Raw genomic sequence first — 17,522 nt, 5'->3', positions numbered from 1 at the left:
CCTGCTGGCGCGCTGGCTGCCCGACCACCTGCCACCGGAGGACGAGCCGGCGTGTATCGCGCACGGCGACTACCGTTTGGGCAATGTGCTGATCCATCCGACCGAGCCCCGGATCGTCGCAGTGCTGGACTGGGAGCTGTCGACCCTTGGCCACCCGTTGGCCGACCTGGGTTATACCTGTTTGACCTACCATCTTCCGCCGGGCTTCAGCGGCACAAGTGGGGTGGCGGGCGAGGATCTGACGGGCACCGGCATTCCCGACGAGCAAGCGTTCGTCGCGAGTTACTGTCGGCATGCCGACCGGGAGCCGCCTCGCTCGCTCGACGTGTTCATCGTGTTCTCGCTGTTCCGGCTCGCCTCCATCACCGCCGGCGTGTGGCGGCGCGGGCTCGACGGCAACGCGGCCGACTCCCGTGCCGGCACAACGGAGGTCCGCGACCGCTACCGCGGCTTGGCGCAGACGGCGTGGGCTCTGGCGCAGCGGCTGTGATGGCGGGCGAAGCCGGCCAATGACACTTTCGCCCTGGCGTCGATTCCCGGCGTGGGTGGCCGGTATCGTCGTCGTGGCCGCCATGGTGAGCCAGTCCGTTCTCGCTGCGCCGCGAGCGGCGGCCGCATGCACGCTGACCGCCGAAGACGAGCAATACATCGACCTGTTGGCTCAGAAGAACATGATCCACGGGTCTGAGGTCAACGACTGCGACATGGCCGCCGAGGGGCAGTGGTTCGCCGATCAGGTACGCAATTCCCCTGACCCGTTCGGAACCGCGAAAACTCTCGTGCAACAAGTGATCAACACCACACCGATGGCCCCGGATCGGGCTGAGTGGGAGGTCGAGGCGGCGATCTTCGTCTACGCACCGGAGTTGATCCCCACGATCAAGGATCAGTTCGCCCGCCAACACCCGTCGTGAGCCGAGCAAAAAGTGTTGCGCAGCTGCGCCAGTGCTCCGATGAAGCCGCAGGGGGGCGACACGGTCGTCAGATTTGTGCCGCGGCACCCATCACGTCCGACGAGCGAGCCGCGGCCGTTCGTCGATCAGGTCCGCGTGGGAATGTGGCCGGTTGATCTGGCGTAACGTCGACTTGTTTGGGATTGGGCGTCCCGTACCGAAGTCAAACGACAGGAGAGTCATGGGTCATGGCGCGCCGGGAGGCGCAGTGCCTGGCGGTGTGGCTGAGTTCAGCGCACCTCCGGTGGTGAGACTGGCCGGCAATGCGGGGCTTTCGCAGAGTTTACTGGGCAGCAAGGCCTATGGCATCGACATGATGCGCGGCCACGGCTTGCCGGTTCCCCCCGCGTTCTGCATCACCACCGAAGTATGCGGGCGCTTCTTCACCGACCCGCGGCGCGCCCTCGACGTCGTCTGGGACCAGGTGCTGGACGCGATGGCATGGTTACAGGACGAGACGGGGCGTTCGTTCGGCCGCGGCCCGCGTCCGTTGCTGGTGAGCGTGCGCAGCGGGGCCGCGGAGTCGATGCCCGGCATGCTCGACACGGTTCTGAACCTCGGTGTCACCGACGCGGTGCGCCAGGAACTCGAGGCCGGCTTCACAGCGGGTTTCGCCGAGGACACGTGCCGGCGATTCCAGGAGATGTACCGGCGAATCGTGCCCGGCGGCGACGGCGTCATCCCCGACGACGCGTATGCCCAGTTGCGGGGCGCGATCGAGGCGGTGTTCGGTTCGTGGAATTCGTCGCGGGCGTCGACCTATCGACGCCACCATGGCCTTGACGACGCGGGCGGCACCGCGGTTGTGGTGCAGGCCATGGTTTTCGGGAACTTGGACACCAAGTCGGGCACCGGTGTGTTCGTTTCCCGGAATCCGATGACCGGAACCGACGAACCCTTCGGCGAGTGGCTGTCGGGTGGCCAGGGCGAACAGGTGGTTTCGGGCTGTGTCGACTGCGAACCCGTGACGGCGTTGCGCGAAGAATTTCCCGCCGTCTATGAGCGCCTTCTCACGGCGGCCCGCACCCTCGAACGGCTGGGCCGCGACGCGCAGGAGATCGAGTTCACCGTCGAGGCGGGCCGGCTGTGGCTGCTGCAGACCCGCGCCGCGAACCGCTCCGCGCAGGCCGAGGTGCGGTTGGCGTTGCGTTTTCGCGCCGAGGGGCTCATCGATGACGCCGAGGTCCTGCGCCGGGTGACACCCGCCAAAGTCGAGGCGTTGCTGGCGCCGTCGTTGCAGCCCGAGGCCAGGATGGCGGCGCGGCTGCTGGCCCGCGGTGTCCCTGTGTGTCCCGGCGTGGCGCGGGGGCGGGCGTACACCGACATCGACGCCGCCGTCGACGCCGCCCAGGGAGGCGAGGACGTCATCCTGGTGCGGTCCGCGACCAGTCCCCACGACGTGGGTGGCATGCTGGCGGTGCGCGGCATCGTCACCGAGGTGGGCGGCACCACCTCCCACGCCGCGGTGGTCAGCCGAGAGATCGGCCGTCCGGCCGTGGTCGGGTGCGGCGCCGGAGTGGGCGCGGCCGTGGAGGGCAAGCTCGTCACTGTCGACGGAACGACAGGGGAGGTCAGGGAAGGCTTGCTGGAACTCACCGCCTGGACTGAGCGCGACACCCCCGACCTGGCCGCGCTCGCCGAGATCGCCCGCCACGTCGTTCCACTGCGCGCTCATCGCGACGGTCCGTATCCGCGTCTGGACGACGCGTCACCGGCGGGTATCCGCGCGGCTCTCGCCGCCGGTCACACCGACGTCGTATCGGCTGCACCATTGATCACCATGCTCACCGCGTTGCACGCCGGCGGCGCGCCGTGACGGCTGAGCTCAAGGTGCTGCAGGCGCTTCGGCTCAAGGGGCGTATCGCCGTCGTCGACATCGCGGGTGCCGTCGACGAAGACCCCGTGGCAGTCAACGAAACCGTTGTGCGCCTGGTTGATTCGGGGCTGCTGCTCGCCGACAGGACGGTTCGCCTGTCGCAGGAAGGGCGCGCCCGGTTGCAGGAACTGTTGGCCGTGGAACGGCAGGGGGCGGACCGACGTGCGATCGGTGTGGCCTATGGCGACTTCCGTTCGTTGAACCGGGATTTCAAGGAGCTGGTATCTGACTGGCAACTCAGGGATGGCCAGCCCAACAGCCATGACGACTCCGGATACGACGCCGCAGTGCTGGAGCGGCTGGACGGCGTCCATCGACGTGTCGTCCCGATCATCGCGGCCGTCTCCGAGCAGCTGCCGCGGCTGTCCGCGTACGCGGACAGGCTCGGCGCCGCTTACGCCAAAGTGCGGCGGGGAGAGACGATGTGGCTGACCAGGCCGCTCATCGACTCCTATCACACGGTGTGGTTCGAACTGCACGAGGAACTCATCGGCGCGGCCGGACTCACCCGGGATGGCGAAGCCCGGGCCGGGCACGCGGAATAGTGCCAGAATCTTTGCCCCCGGAAAAGCCGATACGGGCGAGTCGATGGCGGCACAATCGTTTGCGCGCGGCGTTTGCTGCCGGGAGGATAAGCGACATGGACGAGGCGGGCGGGGCGGAATTCGCGCCGCGGCGAGTGCTGCGGGGCTGTGTGGTTGTCGCCTTCGCGGTCGTGCTGGCCGGACTGTCGCTGAGCGGCCTCTCCGCGCCTGTGAGGATCGCCCGCGCCGACCCGCCGGCTTGCGCACCGGGCTGGGTGTGGAGCCCCAACCTGAACCAGTGCGTGTTCTGGCTGCCGACCGCGAACGGTCCTGGCGGTCCCGGGGGACCGGGCGGGCCGGGCGGCCCCGGCGGACCGGGTGGCCCCGGCGGACCGGGCGGCCCCGGCGGACCGGGCGGCCCCGGCCCGCGCTAAACCCTTCGCCGCCGAGCCTGCGCTGAGAGCGTCCTCGGGGCGTGATTCGCGCGCTGGACGCAGACTCGGCGCCGCCGCCGCAGACTCGGAGCGTTCGAATGTAGAACGCCACCGCCCCCCTCGGTCGTGATAGTGGCCCCCTCGGTCGTGATAGTGGCCCCCTCGGTCGTGATAGTGGCTAAGCAAAGCTTCGATCTGACGTGGGGGACAGACGCATGCCACGCACAGACAACGACATCTGGGATGTGGCCACCAGCGTGGGCGCGACGGCCACCATGGTCGCGGCCGCACGGGCGATCGCCACGAAAGCCGATCACCCCGCCGTCCGGGACCCGTTCGCCGAACCGCTGGTCCGTGCCGTCGGCGTGGACTTCTTCACGCTCTGGGCCTCCGGTGAGCTCACCGCCGCCGAGGTCGACGACGACGAGTCCACCTGGAAGCGCGCGCACATGCCCGGCGCGATGGCCGCCCGCACGTGCTTTTTCGACACGTTCTTCCAGGACGCGGCACGCGCCGGGATCCGTCAGGCCGTGATCCTGGCGTCAGGCCTGGACGCGAGGGCCTACCGCATCCAATGGCCCGCCGACATGACGGTGTTCGAGATCGACCAGCCGCAGGTGATCGAGTTCAAGGCCACCACCCTGGCCGGTCTCGGCGCCAACCCGCAGGCCGAATTGCGCATGGTGCCAATTGATCTGCGGCAGGACTGGCCCACCGCCCTGCTCGACGCCGGCCTGGACCGCAGCCGCCCCACCGCGTGGATCGCCCAAGGACTGTTCGGTTACCTGCCGCCGGCGGCTCAGGACCGGCTGCTGGACAACATCACCGCACCGAGCGCCGACAGCAGCCGGCTGGCCTGCGAGGCTGTGCCGGACATGTCGCAGGTGGACCACGAGCTGGGCCTGGAGATGATGCGCAGGGTCACCGCCACGTGGCGTGAGCATGGCTTCGACTTCGAGTTCGCCGATCTGGGGTACGAGGGGGAGCGCGCCGACGTCGCCTCCGATCTGGTTAACCTGGGCTGGCGAACCGTCGACAGGCCGATGAGCCAGCTGCTGGCCGACAGCGGCCTTGCGGCCATCCCGCAGAGCAACGATTCGGTGTCGGTGGCCGATACCACCTACTGCAGCGCCACACTGAGCAAATGACGTCCGCGCAACGTCGGGGGCTCAACGACGCGGTCACGCGTCTGTGGGGTTTCCTCGCGCCGGCCTACGACCTGCCCTTCCTTCAGCAGCAGGTCTACCGGCCTCCGCACGACGAGGTGATCGCGCAGCTGCGCGCCCACGGCGCGCAGAAGGTCGCCGACATCGCCTGTGGTACAGGCATTCTCAGTGACCGCATCGAGCGCGAACTGCATCCTGAACGGATTTTCGGCGTGGACATGTCCGAGGGGATGCTGGCCCAGGCCCGCGCCCGGTCGAGCCGGGTGCAGTGGCTGCGCGGCCCGGCCGAGCAACTGCCCTTCGACGACGAGGCGCTCGACGCCGTCGTGACGACCTCGGCCTTCCACTTCTTCGACCAGCCCGCCGCGTTGCGCGAGTTCCATCGTGTGCTGGCGCCGGGCGGACTGGTGACCGTGGCGGCGCTGAGCACGCGACAACCGCGGCTGCAGGTCCCGGCGGCGAACAGGTGGAAGCCGCAGCACAACGCGTCGCCGACCGAGATGCGCACGATGTTCGCGGACGCCGGGTTCACCCTCAACGATCAGCACCGGATCCGGCGACCGGTGTGGACGCATCTGATCTGCGACCTGATCACTGTGGGCACCAAGAGCTGAGGCGGCGGTGCCGCGCGCTAGATCGCTATCTGCTCGAGGCTCGCCGATCGAATCCCATTAGGCGGCGCGGCTCTCCTGCCCGGCCGGGCCAGAAAGTTGCCCGCCGACAACCACGACGCGGGAGAGCCGGTAACTGTGGATCGGTGCGGCCGGGAACGCGCGTCGGCGAGCGGCACGCGCACGGTTGTGCTCGGCCGTCCAGCCGACGAAGTCGGCGATCACCCAACCTGCGCCGAACAACGCCAGCGTGACCCCGAACTCGAAGGGTGTCCCGGCGGCGAGCGCGGCCAGTGCGCAGATGCCCGACAAAGCGGCGATTGTCAAAGCGCCGGCGTAAACGGCCATGCGTGGGCCGTGGCCCTGGGTGGGGAACCCCACATGGGTAGCCATCGCGTCTCCTGTCCAGTCGGGACTCTTGCCGGTGCAACCCGAACCGTGACCACAATGTTTCGCTACCGAGATATCGCCGACGAGTGCCACAGGGCACGCTGACCGCGTGGCGAAGGGCCTCAAACCCGAGGGCCGAAAGTCACTGCGGTCCTCTCCCGGCGGAGCCAGTAGTCGCCGGGACCACTGGTCCGCCGGCCGCCGGGCCCGCCCGGATCGCCGAGTGCGCTGGGCGGACCCACCGGTAGCGGTGCGGCGCTGGTCGAGCGGCGCCCATGCCCAAGGCGGCGCCCGGAGCGCCTGTGATGGATCGCACACCTGCTGGTGAATTACCCGAAAACTCCTGACCCCCGTCAGGCGACATGACCGGTCTATGGGTTAGCTGTTTTGCGCCGGGCGCCGCCCCGGCCGCGACCCGTGGCGCTGCCCATACGGCAAGGTGCAGAACGCTTCTCGGCCCATCCGGTCGGTACCGGGCCTGGTCTGACCGGGCGCCGCGCGATATGGCGCAAGAACCGGGCGGCGACCTTTGGCAAGGCTATCTTTGCTGGTCGGCCGGAGTTTCGGGCGTATATCGTTCCGCCGTGCCCGATACGTCCCATCCCGCCGAACCCCACGTCGGTTCGGTGTCGTCGAAGCTGAACTGGTTGCGCGCCGGGGTCCTGGGTGCCAACGACGGAATCGTCTCCACGGCGGGCATCGTGGTCGGTGTCGCGGCCGCGACGGTGGAACGGGGCCCGATCCTGACCGCCGGGGTCGCCGGGCTGGTGGCGGGAGCCGTGTCGATGGCGCTGGGCGAATACGTATCGGTCAGCACGCAGCGCGACACCGAGCAGGCGCTGCTGACCAAGGAACGTCGCGAGCTGCGCGACGATCCGGCCGCGGAATTGGACGAGCTCGCCGAGCTGTACGAGGCCAAGGGTCTGTCGCCGGCGACCGCACGCACCGTGGCCGAGGAGCTCACCGACCACAATCCCCTCGTCGCCCACGCCGAGGTCGAACTGGGCATCGACCCCGATGAGCTGACCAACCCGTGGCATGCGGCGTCGTCCTCGGCGCTGTCGTTCGCGGTCGGCGCGATCCTGCCGCTGATCGCGATCCTCGCGCCGCCGATCGCGTTCAGGATCCCTGTGACGGTCGGCGCGGTCCTTCTCGCGCTGCTGATGACGGGGTCGGTCTCGGCGCGGCTGGGCGGTGCGCCGAAGGGACGCGCGGTGCTCCGCAATGTTGTCGGCGGCAGCCTGGCGCTGGCGATTACGTACGTGATCGGCCATTTGGTGGGCGCCGCCATCACCTGACGGCCCAGGTGTGGCTAATGCGCTTGTGCTATAGAAATTTTCGCGGTGATCGGTGCCGCGGCTCCGGACTGGAGGCTGCAACTGTAATATCCACAGTTGCCGCCTACGAAGGAGAAGTCCGTGAACGTGCCGCTGCCGCGCAGGGCCGTGCGGTGACCCAGCCGAAGACCGCGCGCGACGACGTCGATTCGCAGGAGTCGGTGCCCTACTTCTTCCGCGACGGAAACCAATACCTCCCAACCAGAATGGCCCGCGGCGGGTGGGGCCCGTCGATCAGCGGGCACGTCGTGGGCGCCCTGCTGGGCTGGGCCGTGGAACGCGCGGTCGACGACCCGCAACTCCAGCCCGCGCGGCTGACTGTCGACCTGCCCCGCCCGACCGCCCTGGAACCTCTCGAGGTGCACACCCGCGTCCACCATGACCGCAAGCGGTTGCGGCTCGTGGAGGCCGCCCTCACCCAGGGCGGCTCCCCGGTAGCGCGGGGGAGCGCGCTGTTCCTGCGGCGCGGCCCGCAACCCGACGGTGACGTGTGGTCTCAACCGGTGCAGATGCCTCCGGTCCCGCTCGGGACGGACGGCGTCCCGTCCACGCTGTTCATGCGCACCTACGGCTGGGGCTCTGAGGTGCAGAACCCCGACCCGGACTGGCCCCGCGAGGCGGGGCGGAAATACACGTGGCTGCACGAGACGCGGTCGTTGATCGACGGCGAACCGCTCACGGCGTTCACCCGTGCGGCGATGGCCGGCGACATCACCGCGTCACTCGCCAACTGGGGCACGAGCGGACTGCAGTTCATCAATGCCGACTACACCGTCATCCTCAGCCGCCTGCCCGAAGGCCCCCACATCGGGCTGGCCTCGCTGACCCATTCCAGCCACGATGGCGTGGCCACGGGCTCCGCTGTCCTCGTCGACCCCCGGGGCCCCCTCGGCAGCGCCGTCTCGGTCGCCATCGCACACTCCGGATTTCGCCCCCCGTCGGCGGTATGACGACGTTCTGGGCGCCGATCGCCGACCTTAGGCCCCTACGCAGGTGAGCCGCGGATTTTTCGTTCTCAGCCCCCGCGGTCGGGCGGCAGGGCAGCCGCCGCTACAAGCCCTTCGGGGCGTCGCGCACCGCCTGGACAGTCGCCGCGTCGCCGTCGAACTCCACCCGGGCTTCACGCCCGACAGCGAACAGCAGCAGCTCCTCGGGCAAACCGGTCACCGTGACCGCAGGACCATGCCCGGCGGTCAGCACCGTTTTGCCTTCCGGTGTGCGCAACGCGACCCGGGCGGGAAGCTTCGCGAGCGTGAGCCGAGCCATCAGCGGCAGCGTGCGGCGCAGCGCGGCCACCAGGTTCTGTTCCAGCACGCGCTCCATCCAGTCCGGCTGCGCGCGGCGCACGTCCTCGTGATGGATGAACATCTCGGCGACATTGGCCACCGGGTCGAGCAGCTTGAAAGGGGAGTACAGCGGCGGACCCGACGCGATCTTGTCCAGCAGTTGCTCCCAGTCCCGCTCGGCCACGGCGTGCTGCACCTTGGCGGTGTGGGAGGCGAAGTACGGGATCAGGATGCCCGGTGCGGCATCGGGACGGTACTCGCGGATGACCAGATGGGCCGCCAGGTCCCGGGTCGTCCAGCCCTCGCACAAGGTGGGCGCATCGGGTCCCACGCCGCGCAGGGTGTCGACGAGGGCGGCACGTTCGCGTCGAGCTACGGACACCGGTTCTCCTTCGTTAAGGCCGCGCCTGATCGGCGTTGATGACTGCCGACAGTAGTCCTGTCAGCGCTGAGCGAACCCCGCGGCACGAGCGCAGGGCATCTCGCTAAATTTGAGGCGTCATGTCGTCGAATTCGTCATGTCGTCGAATTCGTCATGTCGTCGAATTCGTCATGTCGTCGAACGGAGTCTCATGAACGCGCGTGTAGAGCAGATGGAGTTCCAGGCAGAGGCCAGGCAACTGCTGGATCTGATGATCCACTCGGTCTACTCCAACAAGGATTCGTTCCTGCGGGAGCTGATCTCCAACGCCTCTGATGCCCTGGACAAGCTGCGGCTGGAAGCCTTCCGCAACAAGGACCTCGACGTGGACACCTCAGATCTGCACATCGAGCTGGAGGTGGACAAACAGGCCCGTACCCTCACCATCCGCGACAACGGCATCGGCATGACCCGCGCGGAGGTCGTGGACCTGATCGGCACGCTGGCCAAGTCGGGGACCGCCGAGTTGCGCCAGCAGCTCAGGGACGCCAAGAACGCCAAGGACGCTGATGCGTCCGAGGAACTGATCGGACAGTTCGGGATCGGGTTCTACTCCTGCTTCATGGTCGCCGACAAGGTCGAGTTGCTGACGCGCAAGGCCGGCGAGAGCGAGGCCACCCGGTGGGAATCCGGCGGTGAGGGCACCTACACCATCGAGGCGGTCGACCCTGAAAGAGGGGCTCCTCAGGGCACGGCGGTCACTTTGCACCTCAAGCCCGAGGACACCGAGAACGAGCTGCACGACTACACCTCCGACTGGCAGCTTCGGGGCCTGGTCAAGAAGTACTCCGACTTCATCGCCTGGCCCATCCGGATGGAGGTTCAGCGACGGACCCCCGCCGAGGAGGAGGGCGGTGAAGAGGTCGTCACCACCGAAGTCGAGACCCTGAACTCGATGAAGGCGCTGTGGGCAAGGCCCAAAGACGAAGTCTCCGATGAGGAGTACACGGAGTTCTACAAGCATATCGCGCACGCCTGGGACGACCCGCTCGAGGTCATCGCGATGAAGGCAGAGGGCACCTTCGAGTACCAGGCGCTGCTGTTCATCCCGTCCCACGCACCCTTCGACCTGTTCGACCGCGATGCCCACGTCGGGATCCAGCTCTACGTCAAGCGCGTGTTCATCATGGGAGACTGCGACCAGCTGCTGCCGCACTACCTGCGGTTCGTCAAGGGTGTCGTCGACGCAGCGGACATGTCACTCAACGTCTCTCGCGAAATCCTGCAGCAGGACCGGCAGGTCAACGCGATCCGCCGCCGGTTGACCAAGAAGATCCTGTCCACCATCAAGGACCTGCAATCCGAGCGTCCCGACGACTATCGCACCCTGTGGAACCAGTTCGGCAGGGCCATCAAGGAGGGCCTGCTGTCCGACGCCGACAACAGGGAGACGCTGCTGGGAGTCTGCTCGTTCGCCTCCACCCACAGCGAGGAGGAGGCCACGACGCTCGCCGAGTACGTCGAGCGCATGAAGGACGGCCAGACGCAGATCTTCTACGCCACCGGAGAGACGCGCCAGCAGCTCACCAAGTCACCCCACCTCGAGGCGTTCAAGGCCAAGGGCTACGAGGTCTTGCTGCTCACCGACCCGGTCGACGAAGTGTGGGTGGGTGTGGTCGACGAGTTCGACGGCAAGCCGCTGCAGTCGGTGGCCAAGGGGGAGGTCGACCTCGACTCCGAGGAAGGCGCCAGCGAGGCCGAGCGCGAGGAGCAGCAGAAGGACTTCGGCGACCTGTTGGCCTGGCTGAAGGAGACCCTGAGCGACCACGTCAAGGACGTGCGCCTGTCCACCCGGCTGACGCAATCGCCGGCCTGCCTGATCACCGACGCGTTCGGGATCACACCGACGCTGGCGCGCCTGTACCGGGCCACGGGGCAGGACGTTCCGCTCGGGAAGCGGATCCTGGAGCTCAACCCCGATCACCCGCTGGTCACCGGGCTGCGCCAGGCGCACCACGATCACACGGGCGACGACGCCGCGCTCGCCGAAGTGGCCGAGACCGCCGAACTGCTCTACGGCACAGCCCTTCTCGCTGAGGGCGGCGCGCTGGAGGACCCGGCCCGGTTCGCCGAGCTGCTCGCCGACCGCCTGACCCGCACCGTGTAGCGCCCGCGCCTCACTGGCCGGCGGACTTGACGTGATCCACATTCGCCGAAGCTGCGCGCGCATGGTTGTGGGCCCGGTCAGCCCGATTTGGTGCTCACGATGCTCGGCAGTAGTGTGTCCCACGGCTCAACGAGGACCGAGGAAGAATTCGCATGCACACCCACACGCTGTCGCGCCGCTCGTCTGCGGATTCCCTGCGGCGCCCCAACAGCCGTCGGCCCCGGCGCCGGGTCGCCGTCCCGGTCTTGGGCCAGTGGTTCGACATCGACGTCGAGCGCCGGGCCGGCGGATGGCTGATCCGCATTCCCGAAATCGACGCTGTCACGTATTCCAGCCGGCGCGCGGAGGTGGAGTTCGCCGCGCGCGAATGCATCGCGGAGCGTACCGGAATTCCCATGGGCTACATCGTGGTCCGCATTCGCGACTGAATTCCGCCGGCGGCGCACTGTCGATTGCCGTTGCGCATGCCTGCCTCACGGCCTCGCGCACCAACCGGCCCGCACCGGACGCCCGCCGAAGTGGCGGGATCCTGCACAGTGAGCGCAGATTTCGACCGCCGATGCGGCCGACCGCGACGACATCGGGCTGGGCTGGACCTATGACCAGATCGGGCAGCAAATCCATTCCGTCCTGGACCAGAGGAACGTCACGCTCGGACAGGTCGGAACCATGGTGAGCCTCGCGCATTCGGGTTATTGCCCCAACCAGCCGTGCCTGTCCACCCACTGCTGAGCGGTCGGCAGCTCTCGGTAATCGCGTTATCTGACAGCGGAATAGCCGTATGTGTGGATGCAGCGGCCTTCCTCAGCTGCCCGGCCCGATCACGAAGCACCGGCCGGCGCTCGTGGTGAGCAGTACTTCGTGGACCGAGGACTTGTCGACGGTCGGGAATTCGAAGCGATGTACTTGTCGGCCGGCCCCGATGCCGGCGTCCTGGGACTCGTTGGTCCCGTCCTTCTCGCGAACGAGCACCGAGATCTTGTCGGGCTTCGACACGTCCTGCGGCTCGTGGAAGTACCACACCTCGATCCCGGCGCCGGGTGCGATGTCGCGCCACCCGTCGGCGTGGTGACACGCCGGATTGCCCTCGGTGTCCGGCGGTGGCGGCGGGCATATCGATAACCCGACGCACGTCGGCGTGCTGGTCGTCGCGGCCGGCGCAACGGGCGTGCCGGACCGTGCGCTCGCGGCGGTGGGCGGGGCCGACGTCGGCGCGGGACCGGAGGCGTGGGGTGCCCGCTGCGACGTGCACGCGGTGAGCCCGGGTACCGCGAACGCGGCGATGAAGCGTCTGAGAGGCACGGCCGCTCATCTCCTGCCAGCAAATCCATGTGTGTTGCTGACGCGGTCGCACCCGGGCGCGGTTTGGGCGGCCCAGATTTGTTGTCGTACCCCGCTGCGATGATGTGGTTATGTCGTTGACCGCCTCGGTGGATTCCCCGGTGACCCCGAAGCAGCGCCTGGAGGTGCTCTTTGAGGAGTTGGCGCAGTTGGCCGGTCAGCGCAACGCCATCGATGGGCGCCTCGTGGAGATCGCCGCCGAGATCGAGCGCGACGAGCTGTGCGGGATGACGGGCGCACGCTCGGTGGCGGCGTTGGTGGCCTGGAAGCTGGGCTCCTCGTCGGCCAATGCCCACACGATCACCACGGTGGCGGGCCGGTTGGCGGAGTTTCCGCGCTGCGCCCAAGGCCTGGCGGAGGGCCGGTTGTCGTTGGATCAGGTCGGTGTCATCGCCGCGCGCGCCGGGGCGGGCTCCGATGAGCACTACGCGCAGCTGGCGGCGGTGGCAACGGTCAGCCAGTTGCGCACCGCGGTCAACCTCGAACCCCGATCCGGCCCCGATCCTCGCCCGCAGCCGCAGGCCTCGATCACCAAGACCTGCACCGACGACCTCACCTGCTGGCGCATCCGGCTTGCGCATCCCGAGGCGGCCAAGTTCGACGCGGCGCTGGCCGCCCACCGGGAGGCGCTGATCACCGAGTGGAAACACGACCGCGGCACCGAGAAGAACGCCTCAGCGACCGCCCCGCCGCCCCCGGGCACGATGGAGGCGTTTGTGCGCCTGGTGGAGGCCGGCTGGGACGCCGAGGCGGCCCGGCGGCCCCACGGGCAGCACACCACCGTGGTCGTGCACGTCGATGTGGACCAGCGCGCGGGCGCCCTGCATCTGGGCCCGGCACTGACCGAGGCCGAACGGCAATACCTGAGCTGTGATGCCACCTGTGAGGTGTGGTTTAAACGCGACGGCCAGGCCATCGGGGCCGGGCGCACCACTCGGACGATCAACCGGCGGCTGCGCCGCGCCCTCGAACACCGCCACCGGACCTGTGCGGTCCCCGGCTGCGGCGCCACCCGCGGCCTGCACGCGCACCACCTTCGGCACTGGGAAGACGGCGGCCCCACCGAGTTGGCCAATCTGGTGCTGGTCTGCGCGCATCACCACAGGCTCCACCATCAGGGCGCCATCACCATCACCGGACCCGCACACGACCTCACAGTCACCGACAGCGACGGGCGCGCACTGGCCGCGGGATCGCTGGCGCGCCCGCCCACCGGACCCCCGCCCGCGGTTGCCCCCTACCCCGGACCCACCGGTGAACGCGCCGACTGGTGGTGGTACGACCCCTTCCAGCCCCAACCGCCACCACACAACTAGACTGGCCGGCCTCGTATCGCGATGCCGAAACGGGCAGGGGCACAAAGAATTGCGTTGGCGTTACGCACCACTGCCGCCCCGAATGCCCGGGGCCCGCATCAAGATCCCCGCGAGCCAAGCCGGGTGACATGGTTCGCGGTGACGCGGGGCCGCCGGCCGGCGCACACGTCGAGAACGCTGCGCGCGGCCGCCGTCTCGATCCGCAGGCGCACGTCGCGAACGGCCGAACCCAGGTGCGGGGTGAACAGGGTGCGCTCGTGGGCGAGCAGGGCGGGCGGGATGTCCCGCGGCCTGCCGGAATCCGACCAGTCCTCGAACGCGAACACGTCGGCGGCGTAGCCGCCCAGGTGGCCGGCCGCCAACGCGTCGGCGACGGCGTTCTCGTCGACGACCGAACCGCGGCCCACGTTGACCAGCAGCGCCCCTGCCGGAAGCCGTTGCAGCGCAACCTCTCCGATCAGGTGCCGGGTCGCTGCGGTCAGGGGAGCAGTGAGCACGACAGCGGTGCTGGCCTCCAACAACGTTTTCAGCGGCACCGCGCGGGCGCCCAGTTCCGCCTCGTCGGCGGCCGGCAGCGGGGCGGGATCGCTGTAGAGCAGTTCGGCGTCGAACGCGTGCAAGCGGCGGGCCACCGCACGGCCCACCGCACCCATCCCGACGATCCCGACCCGACGGCCGGTCAAGCCGCCGCCGTAAAGTTCCGGCCGCCAGCCCTGGTGGCGGCCCGACCGGACGTGGCGGTCGCCGGCCGGTATGTGGCGGTCCAGCGCGAGCAGCAGCGCGACCGCGAGGTCGGCGGTGGGGGCGGTGAGCAGGTCCTCGACGTAGCTGACCCAGATTCCGGCCGCGGTGCAGGCGGCGACGTCGATGTTGTCGTAGCCCTTGAGCGCTCCGGCCACGATCTTCAGCCGGGGGCTGTGGCGCAGCAACTCCTCGTCGACGCGGTCGGGCATGAACACCAGCAACGCGTCGGCGTCGCGGCACCGACTCAGCACCTCACCGCGGGGCAGGCTCTCGGGTGTCTGGTTGGCGACCACCTCGCACGATCGGCCCAGCAGCTCGAGCACCTCGGGGTGCACGCGATGGGTGATGACGACCCGAAACGGCGGTGGGTCAACCGGATTCATGCGAACCTGCGGCGCAGCCAGCCGCTGAGGCCGTCGACGACGGTGACGGTGGCCAAGATGACCAGCATGATCGCGGCCACCTGCCGGTACTCCAATATCCGCAGCGCGGCCATCAACTGAAAGCCGATGCCACCCGCGCCGACCAGGCCGAGCACCGTGGATGCCCGAAAGTTGTGCTCCCAGCGGTAGATCGACACGTCGGCCAACCGGGGCAGCACCTGAGGCAGGACACCGTGCACGATCACCTGCGCCGGTCGAGCCCCCACCGCCCGAGCCGCCTCGATCGGCGCCGGGCTGACGTGCTCGATGGCTTCGGCATAGAACTTGCCGACCATGCCCACCGAGTGTATCCCCAGCGCCAGCACCCCCGGCAACGCGCCGAAGCCGACGGCGGCCACGAACACGATCCCCATGATGAGTTCGGGCACCGCGCGCAGGCCGTTGAGGATCGTTCTGGCCAGGAGGTACACCACGGGATGCGGGGACGTGTTGCGTGCGGCCGCCAGCCCGAGCGGCAGCGACAAAGCGATCGCGATCGCGGTTCCGGCCACGCTCATGGCCACGGTGTCGATCAGCGGCTTCACCCAGGTTGCGGCGCGGCCGAAGTCGGGGGGCCACATCTCCCCGAGCAGCGAGAACAGCGCCGGCAGCCCGTCGCTGAGCCGTCGGGCGTCCAGCAGCCCGACATAGGCGCAGCAGCCGAGCATGACCGCCCCGACCGCCCCCACCCACAGCAGCGCGCGGAGCCGCCGGCGCTCCTCGAGGCGGGCGATCGTTGCGTACTCGGCCGTCATTTGCTCAACGAGGACAGGTCGAGCCCCAACTGGGTGCTCAACTGGCGGACCACGTCGTAGTCCGCGTCGCCCACCGGCGCGAACGACGCCGCCTTGAACGGCTTGAGCACCGCCGGATCCTTCAGGCTCAGAAACGCTTCCACGACCGCGGACTTCAGCTTCGGGTCCAGGTCGCTGCGCATGGTCCAGGGGTAGTTCGGGTAGGGCTTGGACTCGGCGAGAACCCGCACCTTGGCCGGGTCGATCTTGCCCTGCTGGACCAGCGTGTCGAAGATCGGCTTGCTGATGCCGCCCCCGGCGGCGTTGCCGTTCTGCACCGCAAGGGCGACGGCGTCGTGGGCGCCGACGAACTGCTCCTGATAGTTCTGCCCTGCCTTCAGGCCCTGGTCGGCCAGCATCGACTTGGGGATCAGGTGACTCGAGGTGCTGGCGGGGTCGCCGTACGCCATCGTCTTGCCCTTCAGGTCGGGGATCGCGGCGATGTGCTGGGCGACGTTCCCGATCACCAGGGCGTGGTAGACCGGCGGCCCGCCGGGCTCCTCGACCAGCGCCGCGAACGGCTGGACGTCGGGATCTTTGGACCGCGCAAGCACATACGACAGGGGCCCGAAGTAGGCGAGCTCGAGCCGCCCGTGCCGCATCGCCTCGATCATCGACGAATAGTCCGTGGTGACAACCAATTCGACCTGCTCGCCGAGTTTGGACTGCAGATAGTTCTTCAGCGGCTGGTTGTTCTGGATCACCGTGGCCGCGTTCTCGTCCGGCAGCAGGGCGACCCGCAGCGTCGCCGGGTCCGACGCCGCCTGGTCGTGCGAGCTCCCACAGGCGCCGACGACGAACGCCAGCAGGATGCCTACCACGATACGAACGGCCTTCATCAGCATTCCTTCGTCGTCGGGACGCTCCTGTGGGTGTCACCGGGGGAGCGATAGATCCGGGTGAGCTGTGCCGCGTCGATGCGGCCGGGTTGGTCGTCTACCACCAGCCGGCCTTCGGACAATCCGACGATGCGGTCGGCGAAGCGCCGCGCCAGGTCGACCTGGTGCAGGCTGACCACGGCGGTGATGCCGTCCTGCCGGCATATCTCCCGCAGCAGGCTCAGCACGCCGACCGCCGTTTCGGGATCCAGGCTGGCCACCGGCTCGTCGGCCAGGACGATGTCGGGCTGCTGGGTCAGCGCCCGGGCGATCCCGACCCGCTGCTGCTCACCACCGCTGAGCCGGTCCGCGCGCACCGTCGCCTTGCCCAGCAGACCGACCCGGTCGAGCGCGGCGAGTGCGCGGTAGGTCTGCGCGCGGTCCGCCCGCCACAGCCCGCGCAGCAGACCGGTGGATGCCACCGAGCCGAGCAGGGCGTTGCGCAGCGCGGTGTGCCGGCCGATCAGTTGATGTTGCTGGAAGATCATGCCGGTGCGCCGCCGGTGAGCGCGAATCCTGGCGCTGGTGTTCAGCTTTCCGACCCCGGCCACCTCGATGACCCCACTGCTGGGGGTCACGAGATGGTTCATGCACCGCAGCAGGGTCGATTTGCCCGCGCCCGACGGGCCCAGCAGGACGGTGAAGGTGCCCGCGTCGAACCGGATGGTCAGCGGGTGCAACGCGATCGTGGTGTCGTACCGCACGCCCACGTCGAACAGCGCGATCACATTTTCTCAATTTGCATGGCAATCCCGAAAACTAAGCCACGATCATGAACCGTCGGCAACCATCCGGTGACCACGGCGCGTCCGCCATGACGGGAAGCGGCTCGGTGGACGCGCGGGCCCCCGTCGTACGCTCCCATCATGCACGTCGACGCGATGACGACTCCCCAGCCCCTGCACCGCGCCGGTGACCTCGC

Annotated in this window: 19 protein-coding genes; 12 read left to right on the top strand and 7 right to left on the bottom strand. The window is 68.7% G+C overall.

The annotated features are described in order from the left end of the window. The 7 genes from AC2VOK_RS04545 to AC2VOK_RS04515 all read left to right on the top strand — a co-directional run. On the top strand, positions 1-490 hold a 490-nt coding region (locus tag AC2VOK_RS04545), incomplete at its 5' end, for a phosphotransferase (protein WP_428899425.1). Positions 491-509: 19 nt separating this feature from the next. Further along, complete coding sequence (locus AC2VOK_RS04540; RefSeq protein WP_428899424.1) at positions 510-914, top strand: hypothetical protein; 405 nt, start codon at positions 510-512, stop codon at positions 912-914. Positions 915-1,197: 283 nt separating this feature from the next. Further along, complete coding sequence (locus AC2VOK_RS04535; protein WP_428899427.1) at positions 1,198-2,769, top strand: pyruvate, phosphate dikinase; 1,572 nt, start codon at positions 1,198-1,200, stop codon at positions 2,767-2,769. Continuing rightward, a complete protein-coding gene (locus tag AC2VOK_RS04530) occupies positions 2,766-3,374 on the top strand; it encodes a MarR family transcriptional regulator (RefSeq protein ID WP_428899423.1) in 609 nt (202 codons plus the stop codon). Before AC2VOK_RS04535 ends, AC2VOK_RS04530 begins: the two co-directional genes overlap by 4 nt. A 95-nt stretch (positions 3,375-3,469) precedes the next feature. Continuing rightward, on the top strand, positions 3,470-3,787 hold the full coding sequence (locus tag AC2VOK_RS04525; protein ID WP_428899422.1) for a hypothetical protein: 318 nt from the start codon (positions 3,470-3,472) through the stop codon (positions 3,785-3,787). Between the two features lie 215 nt (positions 3,788-4,002). Then, a complete protein-coding gene (locus tag AC2VOK_RS04520) occupies positions 4,003-4,935 on the top strand; it encodes an SAM-dependent methyltransferase (protein ID WP_428899421.1) in 933 nt (310 codons plus the stop codon). After that, positions 4,932-5,567, top strand: a complete 636-nt coding sequence (locus tag AC2VOK_RS04515) for a class I SAM-dependent methyltransferase (protein ID WP_428899420.1) — start codon at positions 4,932-4,934, stop codon at positions 5,565-5,567. The genes AC2VOK_RS04520 and AC2VOK_RS04515 overlap by 4 nt, the downstream gene beginning before the upstream one ends. Before the next feature lie 57 nt (positions 5,568-5,624). On the opposite strand, the gene AC2VOK_RS04510 is transcribed toward AC2VOK_RS04515, so the two are convergent. Continuing rightward, positions 5,625-5,957, bottom strand: coding sequence for a hypothetical protein (locus AC2VOK_RS04510; protein ID WP_428899419.1), 333 nt, complete (start codon positions 5,955-5,957; stop codon positions 5,625-5,627). Between the two features lie 581 nt (positions 5,958-6,538). Between AC2VOK_RS04510 and AC2VOK_RS04505 the strand changes: the two genes are divergently transcribed. Beyond that, a complete protein-coding gene (locus tag AC2VOK_RS04505; protein ID WP_428899418.1) occupies positions 6,539-7,252 on the top strand; it encodes a VIT1/CCC1 transporter family protein in 714 nt (237 codons plus the stop codon). Between the two features lie 245 nt (positions 7,253-7,497). Continuing rightward, positions 7,498-8,241: an acyl-CoA thioesterase domain-containing protein gene (locus tag AC2VOK_RS04500; protein ID WP_428899426.1), complete on the top strand. Its 744-nt coding sequence runs from the start codon at positions 7,498-7,500 to the stop codon at positions 8,239-8,241. A 100-nt stretch (positions 8,242-8,341) separates the two neighbouring features. Here AC2VOK_RS04500 and AC2VOK_RS04495 read toward each other — a convergent pair whose 3' ends face one another. Further along, positions 8,342-8,959: a TIGR03085 family metal-binding protein gene (locus AC2VOK_RS04495; RefSeq protein WP_428899417.1), complete on the bottom strand. Its 618-nt coding sequence runs from the start codon at positions 8,957-8,959 to the stop codon at positions 8,342-8,344. Between the two features lie 190 nt (positions 8,960-9,149). Here AC2VOK_RS04495 and htpG point away from each other — a divergent pair, with 190 nt between their 5' ends. Beyond that, positions 9,150-11,105 carry a molecular chaperone HtpG gene (htpG, locus tag AC2VOK_RS04490; RefSeq protein ID WP_428899416.1) on the top strand — a complete coding sequence of 652 codons (1,956 nt, stop codon included), beginning with the start codon at positions 9,150-9,152 and terminating at the stop codon, positions 11,103-11,105. 152 nt (positions 11,106-11,257) lie between these two features. Then, on the top strand, positions 11,258-11,533 hold the full coding sequence (locus AC2VOK_RS04485; protein ID WP_428899415.1) for a long chain fatty acid-CoA synthetase: 276 nt from the start codon (positions 11,258-11,260) through the stop codon (positions 11,531-11,533). 376 nt (positions 11,534-11,909) lie between these two features. Here the strand turns inward: AC2VOK_RS04485 and AC2VOK_RS04480 are convergent, their stop codons facing one another. Further along, a complete protein-coding gene (locus AC2VOK_RS04480) occupies positions 11,910-12,407 on the bottom strand; it encodes a hypothetical protein (RefSeq protein WP_428899414.1) in 498 nt (165 codons plus the stop codon). Between the two features lie 110 nt (positions 12,408-12,517). Between AC2VOK_RS04480 and AC2VOK_RS04475 the strand changes: the two genes are divergently transcribed. Then, the gene (locus AC2VOK_RS04475) at positions 12,518-13,762 is read left to right on the top strand and encodes an HNH endonuclease signature motif containing protein (RefSeq protein WP_428899413.1); all 1,245 of its coding nucleotides are present in this window, start codon (positions 12,518-12,520) and stop codon (positions 13,760-13,762) included. 98 nt (positions 13,763-13,860) lie between these two features. Here AC2VOK_RS04475 and AC2VOK_RS04470 read toward each other — a convergent pair whose 3' ends face one another. Genes AC2VOK_RS04470 through phnC form a run of 4 tightly spaced genes read right to left on the bottom strand, consistent with a single transcriptional unit; the run spans position 13,861 to position 17,328 of the window. Then, on the bottom strand, positions 13,861-14,889 hold the full coding sequence (locus AC2VOK_RS04470) for a phosphonate dehydrogenase (RefSeq protein WP_428899412.1): 1,029 nt from the start codon (positions 14,887-14,889) through the stop codon (positions 13,861-13,863). Continuing rightward, positions 14,886-15,683 carry a phosphonate ABC transporter, permease protein PhnE gene (gene phnE / locus AC2VOK_RS04465; protein WP_428899411.1) on the bottom strand — a complete coding sequence of 266 codons (798 nt, stop codon included), beginning with the start codon at positions 15,681-15,683 and terminating at the stop codon, positions 14,886-14,888. Before phnE ends, AC2VOK_RS04470 begins: the two co-directional genes overlap by 4 nt. Further along, positions 15,680-16,561 (bottom strand): phosphate/phosphite/phosphonate ABC transporter substrate-binding protein, encoded by an 882-nt coding sequence (gene phnD / locus AC2VOK_RS04460; RefSeq protein WP_428899410.1) that lies wholly within the window; start codon positions 16,559-16,561, stop codon positions 15,680-15,682. Before phnD ends, phnE begins: the two co-directional genes overlap by 4 nt. Then, positions 16,561-17,328 (bottom strand): phosphonate ABC transporter ATP-binding protein, encoded by a 768-nt coding sequence (gene phnC / locus AC2VOK_RS04455; protein ID WP_428899409.1) that lies wholly within the window; start codon positions 17,326-17,328, stop codon positions 16,561-16,563. Before phnC ends, phnD begins: the two co-directional genes overlap by 1 nt. Positions 17,329-17,522: the final 194 nt, after the last annotated feature.

The sequence above is a fragment of the Mycobacterium sp. TH-M116 genome (assembly GCF_057473685.1).
This window is presented reverse-complemented; position numbering and strand designations above follow the sequence as displayed.

Excerpts from the sequence above, each read along its gene's own strand:
- AC2VOK_RS04540 (WP_428899424.1), top strand. The coding sequence starts at position 510 with ATGACACTTTCGCCCTGGCGTCGATTCCCGGCGTGGGTGGCCGGTATC.
- AC2VOK_RS04525 (WP_428899422.1), top strand. The coding sequence starts at position 3,470 with ATGGACGAGGCGGGCGGGGCGGAATTCGCGCCGCGGCGAGTGCTGCGG.
- AC2VOK_RS04520 (WP_428899421.1), top strand. The coding sequence starts at position 4,003 with ATGCCACGCACAGACAACGACATCTGGGATGTGGCCACCAGCGTGGGC.
- AC2VOK_RS04515 (WP_428899420.1), top strand. The coding sequence starts at position 4,932 with ATGACGTCCGCGCAACGTCGGGGGCTCAACGACGCGGTCACGCGTCTG.
- AC2VOK_RS04510 (WP_428899419.1), bottom strand. The coding sequence starts at position 5,957 with ATGGCTACCCATGTGGGGTTCCCCACCCAGGGCCACGGCCCACGCATG.
- AC2VOK_RS04500 (WP_428899426.1), top strand. The coding sequence starts at position 7,498 with ATGGCCCGCGGCGGGTGGGGCCCGTCGATCAGCGGGCACGTCGTGGGC.
- htpG (WP_428899416.1), top strand. The coding sequence starts at position 9,150 with ATGAACGCGCGTGTAGAGCAGATGGAGTTCCAGGCAGAGGCCAGGCAA.
- AC2VOK_RS04485 (WP_428899415.1), top strand. The coding sequence starts at position 11,258 with ATGCACACCCACACGCTGTCGCGCCGCTCGTCTGCGGATTCCCTGCGG.
- AC2VOK_RS04475 (WP_428899413.1), top strand. The coding sequence starts at position 12,518 with ATGTCGTTGACCGCCTCGGTGGATTCCCCGGTGACCCCGAAGCAGCGC.
- AC2VOK_RS04470 (WP_428899412.1), bottom strand. The coding sequence starts at position 14,889 with ATGAATCCGGTTGACCCACCGCCGTTTCGGGTCGTCATCACCCATCGC.
- phnE (WP_428899411.1), bottom strand. The coding sequence starts at position 15,683 with ATGACGGCCGAGTACGCAACGATCGCCCGCCTCGAGGAGCGCCGGCGG.
- phnD (WP_428899410.1), bottom strand. The coding sequence starts at position 16,561 with ATGAAGGCCGTTCGTATCGTGGTAGGCATCCTGCTGGCGTTCGTCGTC.